The sequence below is a fragment of the Ilyomonas limi genome (assembly GCF_005233845.1).
In the GTDB taxonomy this organism is placed as follows: domain Bacteria; phylum Bacteroidota; class Bacteroidia; order Chitinophagales; family Chitinophagaceae; genus Ilyomonas; species Ilyomonas limi.
Window position 1 is genome coordinate 140,924 of record NZ_SZQL01000010.1, and the last position, 21,519, is coordinate 162,442.

The window sequence follows — 21,519 nt, forward strand, 5'->3', positions numbered from 1 at the left end:
GTTGAAGGCATATTATTTTTCTATAGCCTGGAAGCAAAAAGCTTACTCATTGTTTAAAGCCAAAACTTCTTTCCATACATTTGTTTCTATTGCAAAAGCTTCTACAAAAACCTTATAGATAACGATTACCTTCTTTTTGCTATTTAAACAAAACACATGGCTGCAAAAACTGATACTTTTCAATCACCCGACTATTATCTGGTAGATGAATTGCTTACCGGAGAGCAAAAGCTCATTCGCGAAGTAGTCCGTAATTATGTAAAAAAGGAAATTACGCCTATCATTGAAGACTATGCACAACGTGCTGAGTTTCCGCAACAGATTGTACAGCAAATGGGCGAGTTGGGCTGCTTTGGTCCAACTATTCCGGTGGAGTACGGCGGTGGCGGCTTGGATTATATTAGCTATGGACTGATGATGCAGGAACTGGAACGTGGCGATAGCGGCGTGCGTTCTACCGCCAGTGTGCAAGGCAGCCTGGTGATGTTTCCTATTTACCAATATGGCAGCGAAGCCCAACGCAACAAATATTTACCCAGATTAGCTAATGGCGAATGGCTTGGCTGTTTCGGACTGACGGAGCCTGATTTTGGAAGCGATCCATCCGGCATGCTTACATCCTTTACTGATGCAGGCGACCATGTAATATTAAATGGTGCGAAGATGTGGATAAGCAATGCGCCGTATGCGGCTATTGCAGTAGTTTGGGCAAAAAATGAGCAGGGCGAAATACAAGGTTTAATTGTAGAAAGAGGTATGCAAGGCTTTAGTACGCCTACCACGCACAACAAATGGAGCCTTCGTGCCAGTGCTACCGGCGAGCTGGTTTTCGATCATGTAAAAGTGCCAAAGGAGAATATTTTGCCTAATGTAAAAGGCTTAAAAGGTCCACTGGGTTGTTTAACCAAAGCCCGCTACGGCATAGCCTGGGGTGCATTAGGTGCAGCAATGGACTGCTACGACACGGCATTGCAATACAGCAAGGAAAGAATCCAGTTTGACCGCCCGATTGCCGGCTTTCAGTTGCAGCAAAAAAAGCTGGCGGAAATGATAACTGAAATTACTAAGGCACAATTGCTGGTATGGCGCCTGGGCGCGCTGATGAACGAAGGCAAAGCCACACCACAACAGGTAAGCATGGCAAAACGCAACAATTGCGAAATAGCCATTACCATTGCCCGTGAAGCCCGGCAAATGCTTGGCGGTACCGGCATTACCGGCGAGTACAGCATTATGCGCCACCTGATGAATTTGGAAAGTGTGATTACCTACGAAGGCACACACGATATACATTTATTAATTACCGGCATGGATGTTACAGGAATAAATGCGTTTAAGTAAAGTGCAGTCCTTTACCTTTGGCGGCTGGTGCTGTACCTTAAATAAAACAATAAAAAGAAGCTGAAACGAATAGAAAAAGTGCATAATTAAAGTGACAAATTTCTCCAACATGAACAATGATAACTCCTATTCGGGCTTAGGAGCTACAAGCTCCCCTTCAGGGCAGGGGAAGCATGGAGGTACCAAAATCTTCCTCATTGGTATTATGGGTTCCGGCAAAACGCATTGGGCACAGCGATTGGCTGATCAATTGAATATGGATTGGATAGATCTCGACCAGCAGATAGAAAAAGCAACCGACATGCCGGTGCACGATATATTTGCTACCGAAGGAGAGGAATACTTCAGGCTAAAGGAGCGCGATACATTGCGCCAGTTTGCCGGTATTGAGAACATCATCATTTCAACCGGCGGCGGAACCCCTTGTTTTCATAATAATATGGAGTGGATGAATGATAACGGCATTACTATTTGGCTGAATGTGAATAGCGCTACATTAGCCGAACGGCTTAAACGCAAAAAGTACAAGCGCCCGTTAATCAGCCATTTGAATGATGAGGAAATGCAAGATTTTATTCAGGCTAAAATAAAAGAACGCGAGCCATACTATGCACAGGCTAAACATCATATTAGCGGTTCGCAGATAACTATAGAAGACTTCACTAAAATATTAACTTATGCTCAATAGCTTTTTACGAATCGCTGGATATTTGGGGGCTTTATCAGTAATACTTGGTGCTTTTGGTGCCCACGCGCTTAAAAGCATGGTGCCGCCAAAAGCCCTGGAGATTTTTGAAACCGGTGTTCGCTACCAGTTTTATCATGTTTTTGCGCTGGCGCTGGCAGGCATTTTATATCAATTCTTTCCCAATAAATTGATGTATTGGAGTGGCAATTGCTTTATTATTGGTATTATTTTATTCAGCGGCTCATTGTATCTGCTCACTTATGCTTCTGCAACAGATAGTGCTGCGTTTCGCTGGGTAGGTCCTATTACGCCGCTTGGCGGCTTGCTGTTGATAGCTGGCTGGATTTTGTTAGCTTTGGGTATCCGGTAATATTATTCATTATGCTAATAGATATATCCTCTGTTTTGCTCAATATTATTGTAGCTATTGCTTTGCTTTGGCTTGTTGTCTTATTTATTGCCATCGTTACGCTCAGCAGGCGGCGCGATATGGCGACTCCTGTAAAAATATTCTGGGCAGCCATTATCTTTTTTGCCCCGGTAGCCGGACTAATTTTATACTTTGTTTTTGGCTTTAGAAAAAAAGACCATCGCATCAAACGCTATTAACCTGAAAGTAATGAGAAATGCTTTTTTACCGCAGAGAACAGGAGTTTGGAGCAGCTTCGCAGCGTTTGTTTTCTGGCTACGGTGAAAGAAAAAGCGGCATAAGAAAGTACTTCACCATTACTATTCAATTCTGCTTATATGATCCATTTTACTGCAACCATTAAAAAGTTTGGCATTCAGGGTGAAAAAACCGGCTGGAGCTATATTGAAATTCCGGCTGCTATTGCGCAGCAATTAAAACCCGATTGCCGGCAGTCTTTTAGGGTGAAAGGGAAAATGGATGATTACCATTTTACGCAAACAAGCTTGTTACCAATGGGAGAGGGTAATTTCATCATCCCCTTAAATGCAACCATACGAAAGAATATTCGCAAAGGTATAGGTGCTACACTTGCTATCTCTATAGATGAAGACACGAGCCCTTTTGAATACAATGCTGATTTTATGGAATGTTTGCAGGATGAGCCGGCGGCTATAGCTTATTTTAAAAGTCTGCCCGGATCACATCAAAAATACTTCAGCAAATGGATTGATAGTGCCAAAACCGCGCCCACCAAAGCCAAACGTATTGCGCAGGCAGTGACTGCTTTGGCGCACAGGCAAGGCTATGCACAAATGATTAGAAGTTTGAAAGGGCAAAAAGAATTATAAGGTTGTTTTGCTGCATCAAAACGGGTGAATTTATAAGCTTAAAAAGCTGCATGACGTTCATCAAAATGAGTAAAATAATAAATGGACGTAATAACTTGCCGGCTAAACGTGTTTTTTATTGAAGTATCCTATTCCTTAGCTTATTGTTCCGGCGAAGCCGGAGTAATTGCCAGGCTTATAGCGAAGCGTTGAAATGAAAGTATAAAATGAAAAGAGTATTTTTATAACTGGCAGCTGCTTCTATTTCAATTAATAGCGAATGGCTTACCCACATTTCGGCATAGCAGTTCACCGGCTTCACAAACCAGTTGAAGGCGGTGAACATTCAAGACTTATTAATAGTTCTTCAGTCTCATAAGGTCAAATCCCTGATAATATCAGCTTTTTAGCTTTATAAATTTAACTATTTTACTCAGGTTGGGATTATAACCATCTGTTGTATCAACCTGCAGTATAGGAACCGGTAGGATAGGAGCTTCATAAGATGCTATTGGCACTCCGACTAATTCATTTGCTGAATTTAGTGATAGATCTCCATGAAATCTTTCCCGGTCCTGATCATTCAAAGCTCTATTGATAAATCTTGTTTTTGCTAATAGAGGCGGAAGTTCACATACTACAATCCTAACCTGAGCTTTGCCAAGGTAGTTTGATAGTTTAGGCTCCCACAATTTATGCTGAAAAGCAGCCTCGATGATAAGTGATATATTAGCTGAAATTAGTAAATCAACTGCTTTAAAGAATGTTTCATAAATGTCTCTCGTAACTGTTTTATCTAATTGATTATGACAACATTCAGCAGTATTAATATATCCTTCTTTAAATTCGTCTCTCGAGAGAAGCGGATACTTTATTTCTCTTGCCAAAAGATGCGCTAAAGTAGTTTTTCCAGACGCGGGCCTTCCTGTAATCACTATTAATAAAGGCTTCTTCATATTTCTTTACAAAACTTGCTTTTGCAGAACTCAAATTGCCATTAATTAATCAGCAGCCTACCGCTTGCTATAATTTGGTGATTCTTTGGTGATTTCCACATCATGTGCATGGCTCTCGCGCATACCGGCATTGGTGATTTTTACAAAGGTAGCCTGCTGCAAAGCTGCAATATCTTTTGCCCCGCAATAACCCATGCCTGCCCGTAATCCACCTACATACTGTGCTACTACTTCGGCCAAATTGCCTTTATATGCCACGCGGCCTTCAATACCTTCGGGCACCAGCTTTTTAATGCCATCTTCCACATCCTGAAAATAGCGGTCACCGCTGCCTTGCTGCATTGCACCAATACTACCCATGCCCCGGTATTCTTTAAATTTTCTGCCTTCGTAAATAATAGTTTCGCCAGGGCTTTCTTCCACACCGCCAAACACACTACCCATCATTACCACACTGGCACCGGCAGCGAGTGCTTTTACCATATCGCCGGTATAACGAATGCCGCCATCAGCAATCAGCGGAATACCCAATTCCTTCAATACAGAAGCTGCTTCCATAACAGCAGTAAGTTGTGGTATGCCAGCACCTGCTACAATACGCGTGGTGCAAATAGAGCCTGGGCCAATACCCACTTTTACAGCATCGGCACCTGCTTCCGCTAACGCCCTGGCGCCACTTGCCGTACCTACATTACCCGCAATAACACTTAAATCTTTAAAGTTTTGTTTTAAAGATTTTAAAGCATCTATTACGCCTTTGGTGTGCCCGTGCGCACTGTCAAGCGCTACTACATCTACCCCTACCTGTTGTAGTGCGTAGGCTCTATCGGCTAAGTCTTTGGTGATGCCTAAAGCAGCGCCAACGAGCAAGCGCCCAAATTTATCTTTTACTGCATTGGGGTAATGCCTTACCTGGATAATATCGCGGTAGGTAATCAAACCCATCAATGTACCACTGCTATTTACCACCGGCAGTTTTTCTATTTTATATTTATTCAAAATAGTTTCTGCCTTTTTTAAATCGGTACCTTCCGGTGCGGTAATAAGATTTTCACTCGTCATTACTTCACTTACTTTCTTCTTACGGTCTTGTTCAAAACGTAAGTCGCGGTTGGTAAGAATACCTACCAGTTTATTTTGGTGGTCAACAATTGGAATGCCGCCAATCCTGTTTTCTCTCATGAGTGTGAGTGCATCGCCAAGGGTAGCATCAACATGCAGCGTAATCGGGTCTATGATTAAGCCACTTTCGCTGCGTTTTACTTTGCGCACCTGCTCGGCTTGTTCCTCAATACTCATGTTTTTGTGCAAAATGCCCAGCCCTCCTTCGCGTGCCAATGCCATTGCCAGTCCGGCTTCAGTTACGGTATCCATTGCTGCAGAAAGCATAGGAACATTCAGTGTAATAGAATTAGTAAGTTTTGACTGGATATTTACATCGCGTGGTAATACCTCGCTATAAGCGGGCATGAGTAAAACATCATCGAACGTTAAGCCATCACCAAAAAAACGGGAAGAGGAATCCTGATCAGGAAGAGAAAAGTTGTTTGCCATGTGCAAAGATATAAGCTGCAATAAATACGAGACAAACAAATTTTTCAAACAAATTGTTAGATAAAAAGAACAGCAGGTATGCAAGAAAAAGGAAAATACTGTGCAACAGATTATTGTAAATGAATTTTTTTCAATACCCATTCACCCACCTGTGCGCCTTCGGTTTGCCCGTTTTGTATAGAAGGTAAATAGTGAATACCACCGTATAAGCGGCTAATAGCAGCTTCGTTGCAGGCATTGGTAAAAGAGATAAAATGCCTTACGGGCAAGCCATAGTTTACTTCCGTATCATCATCAAAAGCAATATCGCCAAACAAAGCAGTTAAAATTTTGGCAGAAGCTGTTGAAACAACGCTGTGCCCGCTGGTGTATTCAGGAAAAGGTGGTGTTTGCAAAAGTGGCCGCCAATTTTCATCAATTATAGCATTGATGTATGTTTCGGGGCGAATAACATTGCTGCGATACTTTTCATCCCAGCAACTGATGAATGCATCGAACAAGCCAATAGAAACCATTGTGTAAGCCGCAGCCGATTTTATAATATCAGCACCGGTTTGTTTGCAAACAATGCTTGTGATACACATCCAGTGTCCGCCGGGCGAAATTTTTTTGATAGCAAAATTCAAATGGCCCTCGGTATTTATTGCAAACGGGTTACAATCCCAAAAGGATGCAATAAACTTTTGCTCATTGCTGAGATGGTTGGTAGTAGTGTACACTTCGTAAGCCTGCTTATAAAAATCACTTTCCTTTCCTTTGCCATAAGGTGTTGATGGTAATGGTGGAAATTGGTTGCAGGAGTCGAGTGCTATAGTGCGTATTTTACTCCAGTATGGCTCTACTGCAGCCATGTATGCCGGCGGCGTAGGTATCCATTTACCTTCTTCCTTTAAGAAGTTATACCTGCGTAACTTGCGTGTTTCTCTATATTGGTCTTTATTTATCCAATTGGTAATGCTGTCTGCTACCTGCTGTCCATATGCCAGTGAGTTGTTGTATAACTCTTTATTTAGTTTTTTGCTCTTAAACCAGTCAAGTATATTATTTAAAGAATCCTGCAGAATAGGTTCTGAAAAGACAAGGTGTTTGCCAATGAGCAAGTACGCATACACGGCTGCTAAAGAGGTCGCCACATTTTGTGCAGGTGGCGGAATATTGGGAAAATCTTTTACCTGACTGTATAAAGAATGATAATGATTATCCATTTTGCAGGCTGCCTCATAAGCAGCAATACTGGTATAAGCATAAATGCGGGCTGCTACCGGCGGAGCAAAAATATCATGTACAATTACATCGGTTAAAGCCTGCTGCGCGCGATGCAGCGGGTAAGCATCATTTTGCCAGGACTGTGCAGCAGCCTGCGTGAAAAAGGCAAAAAGTATAATTATATAAAGTAATATCTTTTTCATTCTGAAACACACTTTAAAACCTGTACTGCACTATTATTTTTTGCAACAACGATAAGTTTTTCTCCTGTTGCATTTTTCAACATTACCATATTCCTCACATCACCATCCATATAGCAGCCACTCTGTGCCGGATCAATGGGAGTGAAGTTGTTGCTGTTATTTCCCTTTAATAATAAACCCAAGCTCGCATCACTCTGCCCAAGCTGTACCCGATAAGCATTAAAATTGCCACTCACTAAAACATCTTTTTTCCCATCGCCATCAAAATCATTAACAATAGCAGATGACACTCTTGAGAACTGCGCCTGTAGCGGTAAAGGTTCAAATGTAAAGTGCATTTTTCCATTGTTGTATAAAATACCGGAAGCCAACTGATTGCAAGAATAAATAGTGGCGTCGTCTATTTTATTTTTTGGAAAAATGTCATTGATAGTAGCATCTGCATAATCTTTATAATGGATATACTTCTTTTTCAGTGAAGTAATTTCATCCAGCAGTTCATCTCTGGAAGCCATTGGATAACTTTTGCCTTGTATGTAATAGCAAATGATAGGGTCAATTACACCATTATCATCAAAGTCTGCTACATACATTGTCATAGGTTTTTCTTCGTTGGCGCTAAACTGGTTGTTGTAGCCACAGTTGCCCAATACAAAGTCTGTGTCGCCATCGCCATCTACATCAGCCGGTGTAACGGAAGCCCACATACCGCTGCTATTTTGAAGTCCTGCATTTGCAGATATATCCTGCAATAATCCCTTATTGTTTTGAAATAATAGCACCGGCATCCAGTCGCCGGCAATTATTAATTCAGGATACTGATCGCCATTTAAATCAGTAAATGCAGCGGCCGTTATCATGCCGGCTTTTCGTAAAGCAGGGCAAACTCCTTCAGTAACATCGGTAAAATGAACAATGCCGTTCTGACTGTCGTTGCGCAGTAAATAACTATTGGATGGCAAAGGAAAAGAGCCGGGTACACCGCGTCCGCCAATAAACAAATCTATATCTCCATCGTTATCAAAATCGCCGGAAGCAATTGCCAGCTTACTGCTAAGCATTGCGGGTAGTGCATTCAATGCTTTGGTAAAATTCCCTTTGCCATCATTAATGTATACATTGTCTCCATATTCCGGCGATCCATCGTCATATTCGTTACCGCCACTTACAACATATAAATCATTGTCGCCATCTTTATCCGCATCAAAAAAAAGTGCATTTACCTGCTCGCTGGCAGAATCGGCAGCCCAGGGTTGCAAAGGTGCAAGGGAGAATGTGTTGTTTTTATTTTGAAAGTATAAAACACCTGGCTCACCAATAGCACCACCAATATAGACATCTTCCAAACCATCACCATTTACATCTGCTTTTGCCAATGCCGGACCCAACTTAGAAAGTTGATAGGGCAGGAGTACTTCTGCTTTGAAGTCTATAAAATCATTCTCTTTATGAGTAAAATGAATACCGGATGAAGCTGAAACATCGGTGAAAAGATGTTTGTTATTCATTGCAGGTAAAGGCGGCTTGCCAGTATCTTCCTGCTTAATGGTAACAGTTGTATCTGCTGCTATATTTTGTAGTTGTGTTAGGCTGCCATCGGGCCAGGTTATAGTAATGTGTGCTGCTGCTTTGTTTTTACCTATGCCGAATAAAAGCTCTTCACTTACACTACTTTCGTAACCGCGAACAGGAAATGATTCCTGGTATTGAAGACTGCTGTCTGCTGTAATTAAAGTAACTTTTGCACCTATTGCCTTGGTGTTTAAACCTGCACCATATAGAAGAAGCTTTATGTAATGGTTGCCGGTTAACTCATTCGCATTGTTCTGGTAAATAAGTGCAGGTTCGTTGTTGTTGCAAACAATTAAATCGAGGTCGCCGTCATTATCCAAATCGGCATAAGCTGCGGCATTGGAAACGGTCAGTTTATTCAAACCCCAGTCTGCTGTTTTGTTTTTAAAAGTAATGTTGTGTGCATTTTGAAAGATGTAATTGCTTAGTTTGTTGGATGGCATTTGCTTTACCAAATCAAGCGTTTGAAAATTGAAATTGCCTTTTTTGAGAGCGGCTGCCTGTGCATCGGCAACAGTATATTTCAAAAAATCCATGTCGGTATAATCGCGCAGGTAGCCATTGGAAATAAACAAGTCTTTCCAGCCATCGTTATCAAAATCAGCCAGTAAACCAGCCCAGCTCCAGTCGGTATTCGATACACCAGCTAATTGCCCGATCTCGCTAAAGCGAATATTCCCTTGCTCATCTACGCCTTCGTTTAGCTGTAGCATATTACGCATCTGCTGATGATAATAACCACTATCGAGCAGCAGATGATATTGGTCGTATTCATCAGGACCTTTTAGCAGTTTTTGCCGGTGGTTATCTTCAGGCAGCATATCGAGTGTAAAGACGTCCGGGCGGCCATCATTGTTATAATCTGCAACGTCGGCACCCATTGCATACTTAGAAATGTGCGTAAAAGATTTTTCGAGCGATTCGGTAAAAGTGCCATTGTGGTTATTGAGGTAAAAGCAATCCCGCTCGGTATAATCGCTGGTGGTATAAATATCCGGCCAGCCATCTTTATTTATATCACTAATGGTTACACTCAACCCAAAGTTTAATGCATTGTTGATGATACCTGCCTGTAAGGTAACATCGGTAAAATGTATGTTGCCTTGTGCATCTCTGTCGTTGCGAAACAGGCGATTGCCAAAATGAAAATCGGGCGTGGCTCTTATTTTTTTAGTATTTAAAAACGGGTTGTAGGTGTGGTTGGAATGGTTGAGTAAAAACATATCCAGGTCGCCATCCTTATCGTAGTCAAAAAAAGCTGCCTGTGTACTTTGCGTACCCGGTGCATCCAACCCGTACTGCTTTGCTACATTTTTAAAATGGGGCACACCATCTTGCACGCCTTCATTAATGTACAGTTCGTTGCAAAGCCGGTTGCTATCCTTAAATTTGCCCGAATGGCAAACATAAATATCCGGTAGTCGGTCTCCATTTACATCGGCAATACTTACGCCGGTGCTCCAGGTGCCATTACCTTCAACACCAGATTTTTTGGTAATATCTTCAAAAGAAAAATGCCCTTTATTGAGATATAGTTTATTAGATGAGGTATTACTAGCGAAGAAAATATCAGTTAATCCATCGCTATTAAAATCTCCTACGCCAACGCCCGCCCCATTGTATAAATACTCGTACCGAAATACGTTCAAAGAATCGTCTTCTTTGATGGTATTAGTAAAATTGATGCCTGTTTGCTTACTGTTAAGCAAACTAAATAAAGGCTTTGGCTGTGCATGCGCAACAACGATTGCAATTAAAAAAATAATATGTAAAAACAGCTTACGCATGTGTGATTGTTGAATATACATTTGGCAATCGCAGCAGTAATGCAATAGGCTCCATAAAACAAAGTTTAATATTGAAGCACCATGTTTTCATCGCCGGGCTTGTATGTTAAAAATACCATCATCAGTGTCATCATTTCATCGGTTGAGCGCATATCGCCATACGACATCACCGGCTGCGGCGGGTCGCGCGGATTAAATGGATTTTGCGCAGTATTATCGTAAGTGCCTTCTATATGTATCACCGAGCCTTTTGGTATTTTAACCAGTTTATTAAAGCGGTAAATTTCCTGCCAGCGAAAATCCCAATCGGGAATATGAACGAGTTTTATTGTATCCCCACCTGGCTTAATAGCATATGCTTTAAATGCTTTGCCTAAATAATGCATGTGTGGCCAAACATATAATATTGAGAAATCTTCGGCGGGATTGGTAATATCCAGCTTAAATGTTTTTTGCTCATTGGCTGGAATGTAAAACATGGGTGTAATATCTTTCTCGCCAATACCACCCGAACCAAAACTGATGACCTTTACCGGCCGTGTAACAGGTGTTTTTTTGAAAAATAAGTTGATGCCATCAATACTGCCGGCATCTTTGGAAGTGGGTGCAAAATGAACCGTCATTAGTATCACGCCTCTTTTAGGCATTACCCAACCCATGTTTTTTGGATAAGTTTCAAAAGTAGCGCCGGGTATCCAGCCGCCGTAATAGGTGATGGTTTTGCGGTAAGGTTTGTACTGATCGTACTTTGTGCGGTCATCTTCGGTAAGATTAATAAAGGCGTCTGTTTTATAAATATCAATGGAAGTATCTTCAATTGCATGCACTTCATAGTTAGCGTGATGAATGAGCTTGCGGTTGTTGCTGTAAAATTCAATGGCTTCTACATTTTGTGGCTGCTGTAACTCAAAAGGAATTTTAAAAACAATAAAGCGTTCGAGGTTATCGCCTTTTACCAAAAAGCTGTCTTTTGTTTTCAAAGTAAGGTCAGGCTTGCGCTTGTACATAGTGCCGGTAAGTGTATCTTGTTTTACCACTTTTCCCGGTACCGGCGTGCCTTCGGGTGCTTTATCTTTTATCCATTGCAGCAGTGCATCTTTCTCCCTTTGGGTAAGCGAGCGGTCATTTGCAAAGTGCACGTATTTGTTGTCAGCTTTCCAGGGAGGCATATAATTAGCCTCTATCACATCTTTAATGAATGATGCTCTTTTGGCTACATCTTCGTAAGAGGTAAGTGTAAATGGCGCCGCTTCGCCGGGTCGGTGGCAAGGCGTACATTTAGTTTGAATAATAGTTTGAACAGTATTGTAGTAAGTAATTTGCTGTGCCTTAAGATTTGCAGCCATCAGCACAATTGCTATCATTCCTATCCATCTCCACATAATTAGTAGTCGTTTATTTTACAGCCAACAGCTTTGGTTCTTTTTATGGCAATTAGTTCGTTTTGTAAACTTTCTTCAATAGCATCTTTAAGGTAGAACTGAGTTGGTTTTACACGTTGCTTTCCCAAACTTACAGCCCAATTATCTATAGCTCCTTTATATAAAAGATGATGCTTTTCATCGAGTAAAATTACCTGAGGGGTTATGGATGCCTGCAGGTAATTACTTACTATTTTATTGCTATCAATGAATAATGGAAAGCTGATTTGGTAATTTGAGCTAAATGCTTTTATCTCCTGAGAGCTATATGCCTTGCCTGGGATAATACCGTAGAAAGCAACCCTATTCTTGAATTGTTGATAAAGCGTATTTAACGTAGAAGAATAATTTTTGCAGAGCGGACATTCAGGCGAAAGAAAAATAAATACGCTGGGTTTTTCTGAGGTAGGATTTAAAAAATAGCCCGATTGATTATTGTTTGCATTTAAGAGCATTATAGCAGATAAGGTAGTGACAGAAAAAACAGAATCGTTTGTTTGCGCATTAACATGTAAACAATTCATTACAATAATCAACAAATAAAGTTTTCTCAGCATAAGCCACACCCCGGTTAACAGCCTGAAAGTAATTAATTCTAAAAAGTGAATTTATTAGCTAATTACCAAAATTATATTTGAATTAAAAACCTTTATAATAAAAATAACTTTCAGAAGTAGAGATTTTCTGAAAGTTATTTTTATTAAATCATAAGTTTATATTTTATTGTGCATCCCACCAAACACGACCAAATACATCAGAAGGACCACTTCCAAATCCAGGGTCTTGTTGCATCTGCTGAATGGCGGCTTCTTTATTAGCATAGTTAGGATCGTTGGAAGCTGGTAGCGAAATGGCAGCGCGACGCGGTATTGCTTTTACAGTACCATCTATTACAATGTTTTCCAGCGCAAGTGCAGTATTGCTGTTAGGCATACCTGTACGTTTCCACAATGCCCAGGCTTCGTTGGGCTGCTTTTCAAAGTTAATGTAAGATTGTACAGCAATTTGCTCCAATGCTTTTGATGCGTCAAATTGTACATCAGGTGCCATTAAATAAGCTGTAATTTCTGCATCAGTAACTGCAGTATAGTCTTCTGTTTGTGCTTTATTTGCCGCATCATCCCAAAAGCGGATAGATGCTTCTACACCTTTATTATACCATTCTTCAGCAGTACCACCAGTGGTTACAAAGCCCCTTGCCTCAATTTCAGCACGCATAAAACAGTAATCTGCATAAGTTATTACGGGCGTAGTTACAATGCCGGTTCCTCCACTATAGTCGGCATTCCATAACCTTCTTTTTAAAAACGAAATTGTATCTAAAATGAGGCTGCCATTAACAAATTTTGGAGTAAACCAGCTTTTATATTTTCCCTGGGCAGAATCGGGGCTGATAGGAGCACCAACATATCTATTTGGTTTTTCAACTGTTCCGGGTGCAAGAATGTTACTGTCAATGGCAACATTAATATTTGCTTGGGTATAGTTGTTTTTTTCGTAGTAATCACGTATGCGTGGATCACTATTCTCAATCATAAAATTAACCGTGGGTCTGGGTGCTTTAAAAGAACTTATATCCCAGTCTCCGTTTGATCTATATATATCATATAACGCAGGACTTGCATAAAAAGCCCAGCTATCATCATTGCTTGCCATTTGATTGTTATCAGATAAGACGTCAGCGAAAATGGCTTTTGCGGCAGCTTCATCTCTTTTTGATAAACGAAAAGCAATTCTTAACCTTAATGCATTTGCAACTTTACTCCATTTAGTTACATCTCCCTGGAAATACAGATCGTTTGCACCCAATGATACCTGGGCTGTTGGCTGAGTTGTTTCTAAGGTAGTTGCGATTGCATGCAAACTGGAATCCCAAAGCGCAAATAGTTCCTGTTGGGGTTCATAAACGGGCGTAACCGTTCCGCCATACCGCCCCTGGAATGCTTCACGATAAGGAATGCTGCCATAAATATCTGATACGTAAAAAGCATAATAAATCTTAAGTATATCTGCTATGTTAGACATATAAACATAGCTTGCCTTTTCGTCCTCCGGCATGGTATTGATGATGTAATGCAAATCTTCAATTTCGGCTCCTAAGGTTGGATAAAATATACCATAGCGGGTACCAAAATTACCAATGTCCGTAACTAAGGTTTTACTGTTGCCGGTTTGTGCCACATCCATTTGCATCCATGGCATAATGCGCCTGTAATAATCATAATATGCCTCAAAACGCTGGTTATGCATTTGAAGCGTGGCGTTTAAAAATTCCTTTGCCGGATCGATAGTAGTAAGAATTTCAGGATTAGTATTTTCTTTTACGAAATTCTCTTTTTTACAACCCGCTATCGTTATAACAGATAGTAAAAGGAAAATGACTGATTTATATTTACTCATTGTTATTTCTTTTGGAATTAGTTGAATTAGAAGCTTGCATTTACTAAGAAGCCATAGGTTCTGATTAAAGGAAGTCCGCCGTACTCTGCAAAAGCTCCAGGGCGGCTTGAAAAGATGCTTTCGGGATTGATATGGTCTTTAGCCGAATTGTACAGGTAAATAAAGTTGCGGGCAACCAAACTCAATCTTAAGCTTTGAAATTTTATTTTTTGAGTAAAACTTTTTGGAATGTTATAGCCTATAGATACTTCGCGAAGCGAAACCCATGAGTTTTCGAAAACAGAATATTCGCGAATGCCTGTGCCCCAGCTTGCTATTCCTTCGTAATACTGCCATGCAGCCATTGGCTTGGTTAAACCTGCATCTACAGCCTGCTGGTAGGTCATACCGCTTACATCGGTGCCACCAATAATGGTTCCGCTTGCATATACGCCTTCTGGTATCACACCATCGTTGCGTGTTACGCCATTATCATCGGTCCAGGTTACACCGCCATGTGCTGCATCACGTCCGTACAAAGTGCTTTCAAAACTTCCGAATTCAGAACCGTACTGGTGCGTAGCAGAGGCCATTAAGCCACCCACTTTTGCATCAACCTGAACAAAAAGATTAAACCCTTTGTAGTTTACTTCATTAATGTTGCTCAGGAGGAATTTCTCCATCATGGTACCAAGATCTTTTGAGCCTTGACCATAGTCGCCGGAGCGCCAATAGGTGCCATCTTGCTTAAGCAGTTTTTGTCCATACGTTTTTGAACCTTTATCTAAATCATAAGCATAAGCATAGCCGGTTGTGATAGTACCATATTGTTTACCTACTTCTGCTACAGAGGCAACATCGGCTCCAAAGGCAAGATCAAGGCTGTAAGAATTTACGCCATCTTTAGCATCAATGTCAATAACCTTATTTACGTTTCTTGTAAAGTTAAAAGTGGTATTCCATTGCAGGTTTCTCGATTTAATTGGCGTGCCGGTAAGTGATATTTCAATACCCTGATTTTGAATATTACCTGCATTAATTATTCTACCACCTAAACCAGTTTCCGGCGCTGCATTGATAGTAACAACTTCGTTCTTGGTATTTTTTCTATACCATGTTGCATCAATACCTAACCTGTTATTAAAAAACCTCAACTCAGTACCAAATTCCCATTCGCGAGCCAATAAGTTTTTTAAATTTTGATTGTTTAATGTGAGACTATTCAACCCATATAGCGGTATTAATGAGCCATTATAATCGGTATAATTACCATTAAGTATATACCCGGTTCCTTTAGAAGTAGCGTAAATATCTGTTCCGCCACCGGTGTACCCTAAGCTTGCTCTTAGCTTGCCGAATGATAGAAATTTTAATGCATTATTATCGTTCAACAACTCGCTAAATATCCATGATGCGCCAATGGAAGGATAGAAGTAAGTGTAGTTTCCATGACCGTCAGGGTAAGTTAAAGTAGAGCTCCAGTCGTTTCTTCCGCTAAAATTAACTGTAAGCATGTTTTTATAGGTAATATCTCCATATAAATACATTGCATCTAAGCGTTCGTGACCAACTGTCCTAAAATCTGTACTTAAGGCATTAACTGAATTAGATAAAGTAAAAATATCAGCATTTTTGAATCCGCCGGAAGTGGACAGGTAGTTATAAGCGCCGCCCAAACCTCGTTGTGTTTCACCACCAACAGTTACATTTAAATCTAAATTTTCATTTAATTGCTTAGCCGCAGTTAGTAATGCCTGCACACGGAAATCCTGATTGGTTGTTATACCGCGGCTATACTGCGCGCTCGAACCTAAGAAGCCAGGTCCGTCACCACGGTTTTTAGTTGTGTTGGTTGTGGTAAGACTATTAAAGTTACCTCTGATTAATAAGGTTAACCACGGACGGATTGTACCTGTTATATCAATACCCGCACGCAGGTTATCTTCTACCTGTTTTACCCTGTTTTGGTAGTAGTTCCAGAATACGCTGGTCATGGAGCCGCGCGTGTACGGATTGCCGGTTGGGTTGCCATTGCCACCAATGCTACCGCCATGTAAGGTATCTATGTAATGGTTTTTATAATAATCTACATCGTAATTGCGGGCATTGGAGTAAGCAAAGCGGAATAAGGGATTTGAATTGCCGCCTTGTAATATCGGATTTAAAGTATTGGATGTTACATACGTTGCATTCGCATCAATATTGATAAACTTACCTAATTTTTGCGTAGCTCTCAGTGTAAAGGTATTTCTTTTAAAATAGTTATTTTCCATTACACTGTTGTTCATCAGGTTACTGTACGAAAAGCGGAAAGTAGTTCTTTCTGTACCACCTTCCAGCGCTACGTTTGTATTAACGTTTGTACCTGTTCTGAAAAGGTCTAACAGGTTATTCCCTTTAAACGGAACAAGCCTGCCATCGGCATCATGTACTATGTGCCCGTCCAGCTTAGGTCCAAAGCTGTAATATGGACCATTATCCGGGTCAACCACATCATACCCTTGTGCGTCCTTCGAAAGAAAATAAGGATCTATACCACCGCCATATACATTTTGAAAATCGGGTAATTTATATGCTTGATCAAAATTGGTGGCATTAGATACGCTCACGCCCAATCCGTTTCTTACCCTGCCTTTTTTAGTGGTTATTAATATAACGCCGTTAATACCCTGAGAACCGTATAAAGCACTTGCAGCAGAGCCTTTCAGCACACTAACGCTTTCATAATCATCCGGGTTCAGATTTTTAAGAATATTACCAAAGTCTCTGGCATCACCCCACGAATCTGCACCGGTTGCATTTGGCTGTATCAATACACCATCTACAACAAACAAGGGCATGGTAGAGCCAGAAAGATTAGAATTGCCTCTTATTCTTATTCTTGAACTGGAGGATGGACCACCGGCACCCTGGTTAATCATAACTCCGGCAACTTTGCCTTGTAAGGAATTAACAATGTTTGTAGCACCAGCCCTGTCCACTTCGGCACCACTCACCTGGGCTACCGAGTAAGACAATTTTCTTGTATTAGCCCGTGTGCCAAAACCCGTTACTACTACTTCATTCAGGGCATTACTTTGCACATCTAATGAAACAGATATAAAGTTGTCTGTGCCTACTGTCACTTCCTTGGAAGTGTAGCCCACACTGCTAAAAACAAGTGTGCCACCCTCTGGTGCCGAAATTCTAAAATTACCTTTGTCATCCGATATGCCGGATGTAGTTGTGCCTTTCACGGTTATAGTTACACCTGGCAAGCCATTACCAGTACTATCTTTTACTATACCTGTAATCACTTTGCGGTCTTGCGAGAACGCCGTGAAACAATACATGCACAGCAACAGAGTAACTAATCGATAAACGATTTTTTTGTTCATAGCAGTTGTTTTAATTAATAGGAGTTTTTAAATTTTTTAAAAAGTACGGGGAAGTTTTAAAATATAAAATTAGACAGATGTATTTCGCCGGGCTTGTCCTGTATTACCCATTTCTTACAATAGATTACCATATCTTTTTATACTTACACAAACGTTTGCGTGCGTATATAAAGCACAATTTTGCCACCAATGTGCTTGAATTATCTTTTTTTTCCCTAAAATTGTCTTTTATACTTCTTAACGGCTGCTTAACCTGATACTATGAAAATTTTACAAACTGAAATAACACCGGCACATAACAGCTACATTTCTGTTATTGAGCGCAACGAACCTTTTTTTAAATCTCCCTTCCACTATCATCCGGAAGTAGAATTGGTGTATATCAAAGAAAGTTATGGCAAGCGTGTAATCGGCGATAAAATTGAACCTTTTTATGCCGGCGATTTGGTGTTGGTGGGCTCCAACCTGCCGCATGTATGGCTGAGTGATGAGAACTTTCACCAGGGATTGGAGAGTACGCGCGCAAAGTCTGTAGTTACTTATTTTAATAAGGATATATTCGGTGATGGTTTTTATAATTTGCGGGAAGTGGAAAAAATAAATGTGCTTTTTAGAAACGCGCAACGCGGGCTAAAAATAGAAGGCGCTACCCGCATTAAGATAATTGATATAATAGAGCGCCTGGTATATAAAACAGGCTTTGATCGTGTATTGGGTTTGCTGGAAATTCTACATATTCTTTCTACTTCCGAGGATATTCAATTCATCAACAGCGAAACGTACTCCGGTGTTGTGTATAATAAAGATACCGATAGACTGGCAGAAGTTTTTAAGTACATTAAGACTTCTTTTGGTACCGATATTACGCTGAATGATGTGGCTAAAAAAGCTAATCTTACACCGCAATCATTCTGTCGTTTATTCAAGAAAAGAATGAACAAGCACTTTATGGAATACCTCAATGAAGTGCGCATCTCGCATGCCTGCCGCTACCTGATGGATACCGATTGCAGCATATCGGAAATAGCTTATATGAGCGGTTTTAAAACAGTATCTAATTTTAATAAAGTATTCAAGGAAAATACCGGCTATTGCCCAACAAGCTATCGGCTGAAGGCATCCTGAGATGTATGATGTACGATAAAGGCGTTTAAGTTATAGATTTATAGACACTCATTCAACATTCACTGCTTGATATTGATGCTAAAAGGCTGCTTCAGAGAGTATCTGAACCAGCCTTTTATTTTATAGAATTACAGCTTTATAAGAACCAATACTGCTCATATTTCTCTGCCTCGCTTAAAGGCTTTTCTACCAGCTTTTGAGTAATTTTATTTAGCTCGTCCACTTTGTTTTTAAAATCGCCTTGTAAACTATTGCGTACTACTTGCAGGTTGTTGATAATATCATCCAGTTCGTCGGGCAACAGTTCATTAAACACTTCCCGCAGGCGTTTAGACATAGTAGGCGATTTACCGTTGGTAGAAATAGCAAGCTTAAGATTGCCTTTGGTTACTATGGAGCCTAAATAAAAATCGCACAGGTAAGGCTTGTCTGCCACATTAATCAGCTTGCCTCTTACTTTGGCATCGTTGCGGATGGTAGTGCTCAGGGCAATATCGTTAACGGCTGCAATTACAATATCGCAATCATTTAGGTATTCGGCATTATATTCAGTTTGTCTGATGTGTACATTAGGATGCAGCGCAGCGAGTTCGTGAAATTCATCATTGATTTCTTTTGCAATTACCAGCACTTGCGTAGCTGGGGCATTGTTTACTATCGCATTCAGCTTTTCTACGCCTACATTACCTGCACCAATAAGCAGCACGCGCAGATCTTCGAGCTTTAAAAAAACAGGAAATAAGTTGTTGGTTTCTTTCATCGTATTAGTTAATGATAAGGATTATACTGATGGCGGTTTAGGATAATATTTTAAGATGATGATTAACCTGATGTTTTACTGATAGTACCTGATGATTAAGTGGAAATACCTTTTTCCGCGTCTGTATCATCAACAAAACATCAGATTAATCTGCAATCTAAAAAGTCCTCGATTTAACCTGTGACCGAGAAAATTGTTCGCACAATAAAATCACCAAATGGTTCGCCCGCCATCCTTCCGGTAGCATATTTTCCAAACAAATCATCCAGCTCACTTACTATAGCTTCTTCGTCGAGGTTTTCTTTGTACAGTTTATTTAGCCTCATACCCTCCACATCGCCACCAAGCATCAGGTTGTAGTGTCCGTAAGAGATACCAATAAAACCAATTTCAGCCATGTATGGTCTCGCACAACCATTGGGACAGCCCGTCATGCGTATTACAATGCTTTCTTCGCCAATACCGTGCTTATCCATCAAACTTTCAATGCGCGTCATCAGGTGTGGCATATAGCGCTGCGATTCTGCCAGTGCCAGCGGACAAGTATTCAATGCTACACATGCCACCGATTGCTTACGCGCGTTGGATGCGTTTGCAGTATGCGCAATGACGCCATATTTGTCTAAAATCTGGTGTACAAATGGCTTATCTTCCTCTGTTACATCGCTTACAATCAGGTTTTGATTGCAGGTAAAACGGATATTGGCTTTGCGTGCCTTTGTAATTTCTAAAAAGGCAGTCTTAAGGAATAAATTATTTTCATCCAGTACCCGGCCGTTCTCTATAAAAGCCGTGTAATACCAGTTGCCCTTATGGTTTTGTTTCCAGCCGTAATCGTCGCTGCGGTCTTTGAAATGAAAAGGTCTGGCAGGCTGAAGAGAAAATCCAATACGCTTTTCAACTTCTTCTTTAAAAACATCCACACCCATGCGGTCCATGGTATATTTCAGGCGCGCTAATTTTCGATCACTGCGGTTGCCAAAATCGCGCTGAACAGTTATAATTTTATACACAACATCTTCTATATCGGCTTTATCCACATAACCCAGTACCGTACCAAGGCGGGGATAGGTGTCTGGGTTGCCGTGTGTTGCGCCCATGCCACCGCCGGGAGCTAAATTAAACCCAACCAATTCGCCGTTTTCTATAATAGCAATCAAACCCAGATCGTTGGCAAAAACATCTATATCGTTGTACGGCGGTATAGCAATGCCTATCTTAAATTTGCGGGGCAAATACCTGTCCTGGTACAGCGGATCTTCTTCTGTTGTTTCTACCAGCTTTTCTTCATCCAGCCATATTTCATAAAAGGCCCTTGTTTTTGGTTTGAATAATAAGCTGAATTTGGTTGCATATCCAAACACTTCTTCATGCACAGGCGATGCGTTTGGATGTGCCGTAGCAATCACATTGCGGTTTACATCGCCACAGGCAGCAATGCTATCCAGGTGCACCGAATTAAATGCTTTGAGCGTAGGTTTTACATGATTTTTTAAAACGCCATGTAATTGTATCGTTTGCCGTGTAGTAATTTTTATGGTGCCCGTTGTATGCTCGCCCGCAATATGGTGCAGCATTTCCCACTGTTCTGCCGTCATAAAACCGCCGGGCAGCCGCAGGCGTATCATAAAAGAATACAGGCGATCCAGCTTTTTTGCTGCACGTTCTTCGCGGCGGTCACGGTCGTCCTGCAGGTACATGCCATGGAATTTTACCAGTGCCTGGTCGTCTTCGCGTATAGCACCGGTATGCTCATCCAGCATACTTTCTTTTAAAGTACCACGCAAGCCAAGACTCCCCTTTTTAATTCGTTCGGTAGATGATTCGTTCATATTTTTAAGTGTTTGCTTCCAGCTATAAACTGTAAGCTTTTGATAAATTGGTTTATTGTAAAATAAGCTGTGAGCGCTT

16 protein-coding genes are annotated in these 21,519 nt (G+C 40.9%); 6 read left to right on the forward strand and 10 right to left on the reverse strand.

The features are described 5' to 3' along the window. Positions 1-156: 156 nt before the first annotated feature. The 5 genes from FC093_RS13435 to FC093_RS13455 all read left to right on the forward strand — a co-directional run bounded on the left by FC093_RS13435 (position 157) and on the right by FC093_RS13455 (position 3,289). Positions 157-1,341 carry an acyl-CoA dehydrogenase family protein gene (locus tag FC093_RS13435; protein WP_137262309.1) on the forward strand — a complete coding sequence of 395 codons (1,185 nt, stop codon included), beginning with the start codon at positions 157-159 and terminating at the stop codon, positions 1,339-1,341. 109 nt (positions 1,342-1,450) lie between these two features. Then, the gene (locus FC093_RS13440) at positions 1,451-2,029 is read left to right on the forward strand and encodes a shikimate kinase (protein WP_137262310.1); all 579 of its coding nucleotides are present in this window, start codon (positions 1,451-1,453) and stop codon (positions 2,027-2,029) included. Next, positions 2,019-2,399, forward strand: a complete 381-nt coding sequence (locus FC093_RS13445; protein ID WP_137262311.1) for a DUF423 domain-containing protein — start codon at positions 2,019-2,021, stop codon at positions 2,397-2,399. Before FC093_RS13440 ends, FC093_RS13445 begins: the two co-directional genes overlap by 11 nt. An 11-nt stretch (positions 2,400-2,410) precedes the next feature. Continuing rightward, complete coding sequence (locus FC093_RS13450; RefSeq protein WP_137262312.1) at positions 2,411-2,638, forward strand: PLDc N-terminal domain-containing protein; 228 nt, start codon at positions 2,411-2,413, stop codon at positions 2,636-2,638. Positions 2,639-2,776: 138 nt separating this feature from the next. After that, positions 2,777-3,289: a YdeI/OmpD-associated family protein gene (locus FC093_RS13455; protein WP_137262313.1), complete on the forward strand. Its 513-nt coding sequence runs from the start codon at positions 2,777-2,779 to the stop codon at positions 3,287-3,289. 377 nt (positions 3,290-3,666) lie between these two features. On the opposite strand, the gene FC093_RS13460 is transcribed toward FC093_RS13455, so the two are convergent. The 8 genes from FC093_RS13460 to FC093_RS13495 form a co-directional block, all read right to left on the reverse strand. Beyond that, the gene (locus FC093_RS13460; RefSeq protein ID WP_137262314.1) at positions 3,667-4,224 is read right to left on the reverse strand and encodes an AAA family ATPase; all 558 of its coding nucleotides are present in this window, start codon (positions 4,222-4,224) and stop codon (positions 3,667-3,669) included. A 57-nt stretch (positions 4,225-4,281) separates the two neighbouring features. Next, positions 4,282-5,778 carry an IMP dehydrogenase gene (guaB, locus tag FC093_RS13465; RefSeq protein WP_137262315.1) on the reverse strand — a complete coding sequence of 499 codons (1,497 nt, stop codon included), beginning with the start codon at positions 5,776-5,778 and terminating at the stop codon, positions 4,282-4,284. 110 nt (positions 5,779-5,888) lie between these two features. Next, positions 5,889-7,187 carry a vanadium-dependent haloperoxidase gene (locus FC093_RS13470; RefSeq protein ID WP_137262316.1) on the reverse strand — a complete coding sequence of 433 codons (1,299 nt, stop codon included), beginning with the start codon at positions 7,185-7,187 and terminating at the stop codon, positions 5,889-5,891. After that, complete coding sequence (locus tag FC093_RS13475; RefSeq protein WP_170971086.1) at positions 7,184-10,546, reverse strand: VCBS repeat-containing protein; 3,363 nt, start codon at positions 10,544-10,546, stop codon at positions 7,184-7,186. The genes FC093_RS13470 and FC093_RS13475 overlap by 4 nt, the downstream gene beginning before the upstream one ends. A 65-nt stretch (positions 10,547-10,611) precedes the next feature. Beyond that, on the reverse strand, positions 10,612-11,928 hold the full coding sequence (locus tag FC093_RS13480) for a monooxygenase (RefSeq protein ID WP_240743295.1): 1,317 nt from the start codon (positions 11,926-11,928) through the stop codon (positions 10,612-10,614). 2 nt (positions 11,929-11,930) lie between these two features. Then, positions 11,931-12,524, reverse strand: a complete 594-nt coding sequence (locus tag FC093_RS13485) for a redoxin domain-containing protein (RefSeq protein WP_137262319.1) — start codon at positions 12,522-12,524, stop codon at positions 11,931-11,933. Positions 12,525-12,687: 163 nt separating this feature from the next. After that, entirely contained in the window at positions 12,688-14,367 is a 1,680-nt protein-coding gene (locus tag FC093_RS13490) for a SusD/RagB family nutrient-binding outer membrane lipoprotein (RefSeq protein WP_137262320.1), read from the reverse strand. A gap of 26 nt (positions 14,368-14,393) precedes the next feature. Beyond that, a complete protein-coding gene (locus FC093_RS13495) occupies positions 14,394-17,723 on the reverse strand; it encodes a SusC/RagA family TonB-linked outer membrane protein (protein WP_137262321.1) in 3,330 nt (1,109 codons plus the stop codon). Between the two features lie 261 nt (positions 17,724-17,984). Between FC093_RS13495 and FC093_RS13500 the strand changes: the two genes are divergently transcribed. Next, positions 17,985-18,848, forward strand: a complete 864-nt coding sequence (locus FC093_RS13500) for an AraC family transcriptional regulator (protein ID WP_137262322.1) — start codon at positions 17,985-17,987, stop codon at positions 18,846-18,848. A 136-nt stretch (positions 18,849-18,984) separates the two neighbouring features. On the opposite strand, the gene FC093_RS13505 is transcribed toward FC093_RS13500, so the two are convergent. Together FC093_RS13505 and FC093_RS13510 are read right to left on the reverse strand one after the other, a co-directional pair. After that, the gene (locus FC093_RS13505) at positions 18,985-19,608 is read right to left on the reverse strand and encodes a precorrin-2 dehydrogenase/sirohydrochlorin ferrochelatase family protein (protein WP_137262323.1); all 624 of its coding nucleotides are present in this window, start codon (positions 19,606-19,608) and stop codon (positions 18,985-18,987) included. Between the two features lie 173 nt (positions 19,609-19,781). Continuing rightward, entirely contained in the window at positions 19,782-21,488 is a 1,707-nt protein-coding gene (locus tag FC093_RS13510; RefSeq protein ID WP_262711026.1) for an NADPH-dependent assimilatory sulfite reductase hemoprotein subunit, read from the reverse strand. Positions 21,489-21,519 lie beyond the last annotated feature (31 nt).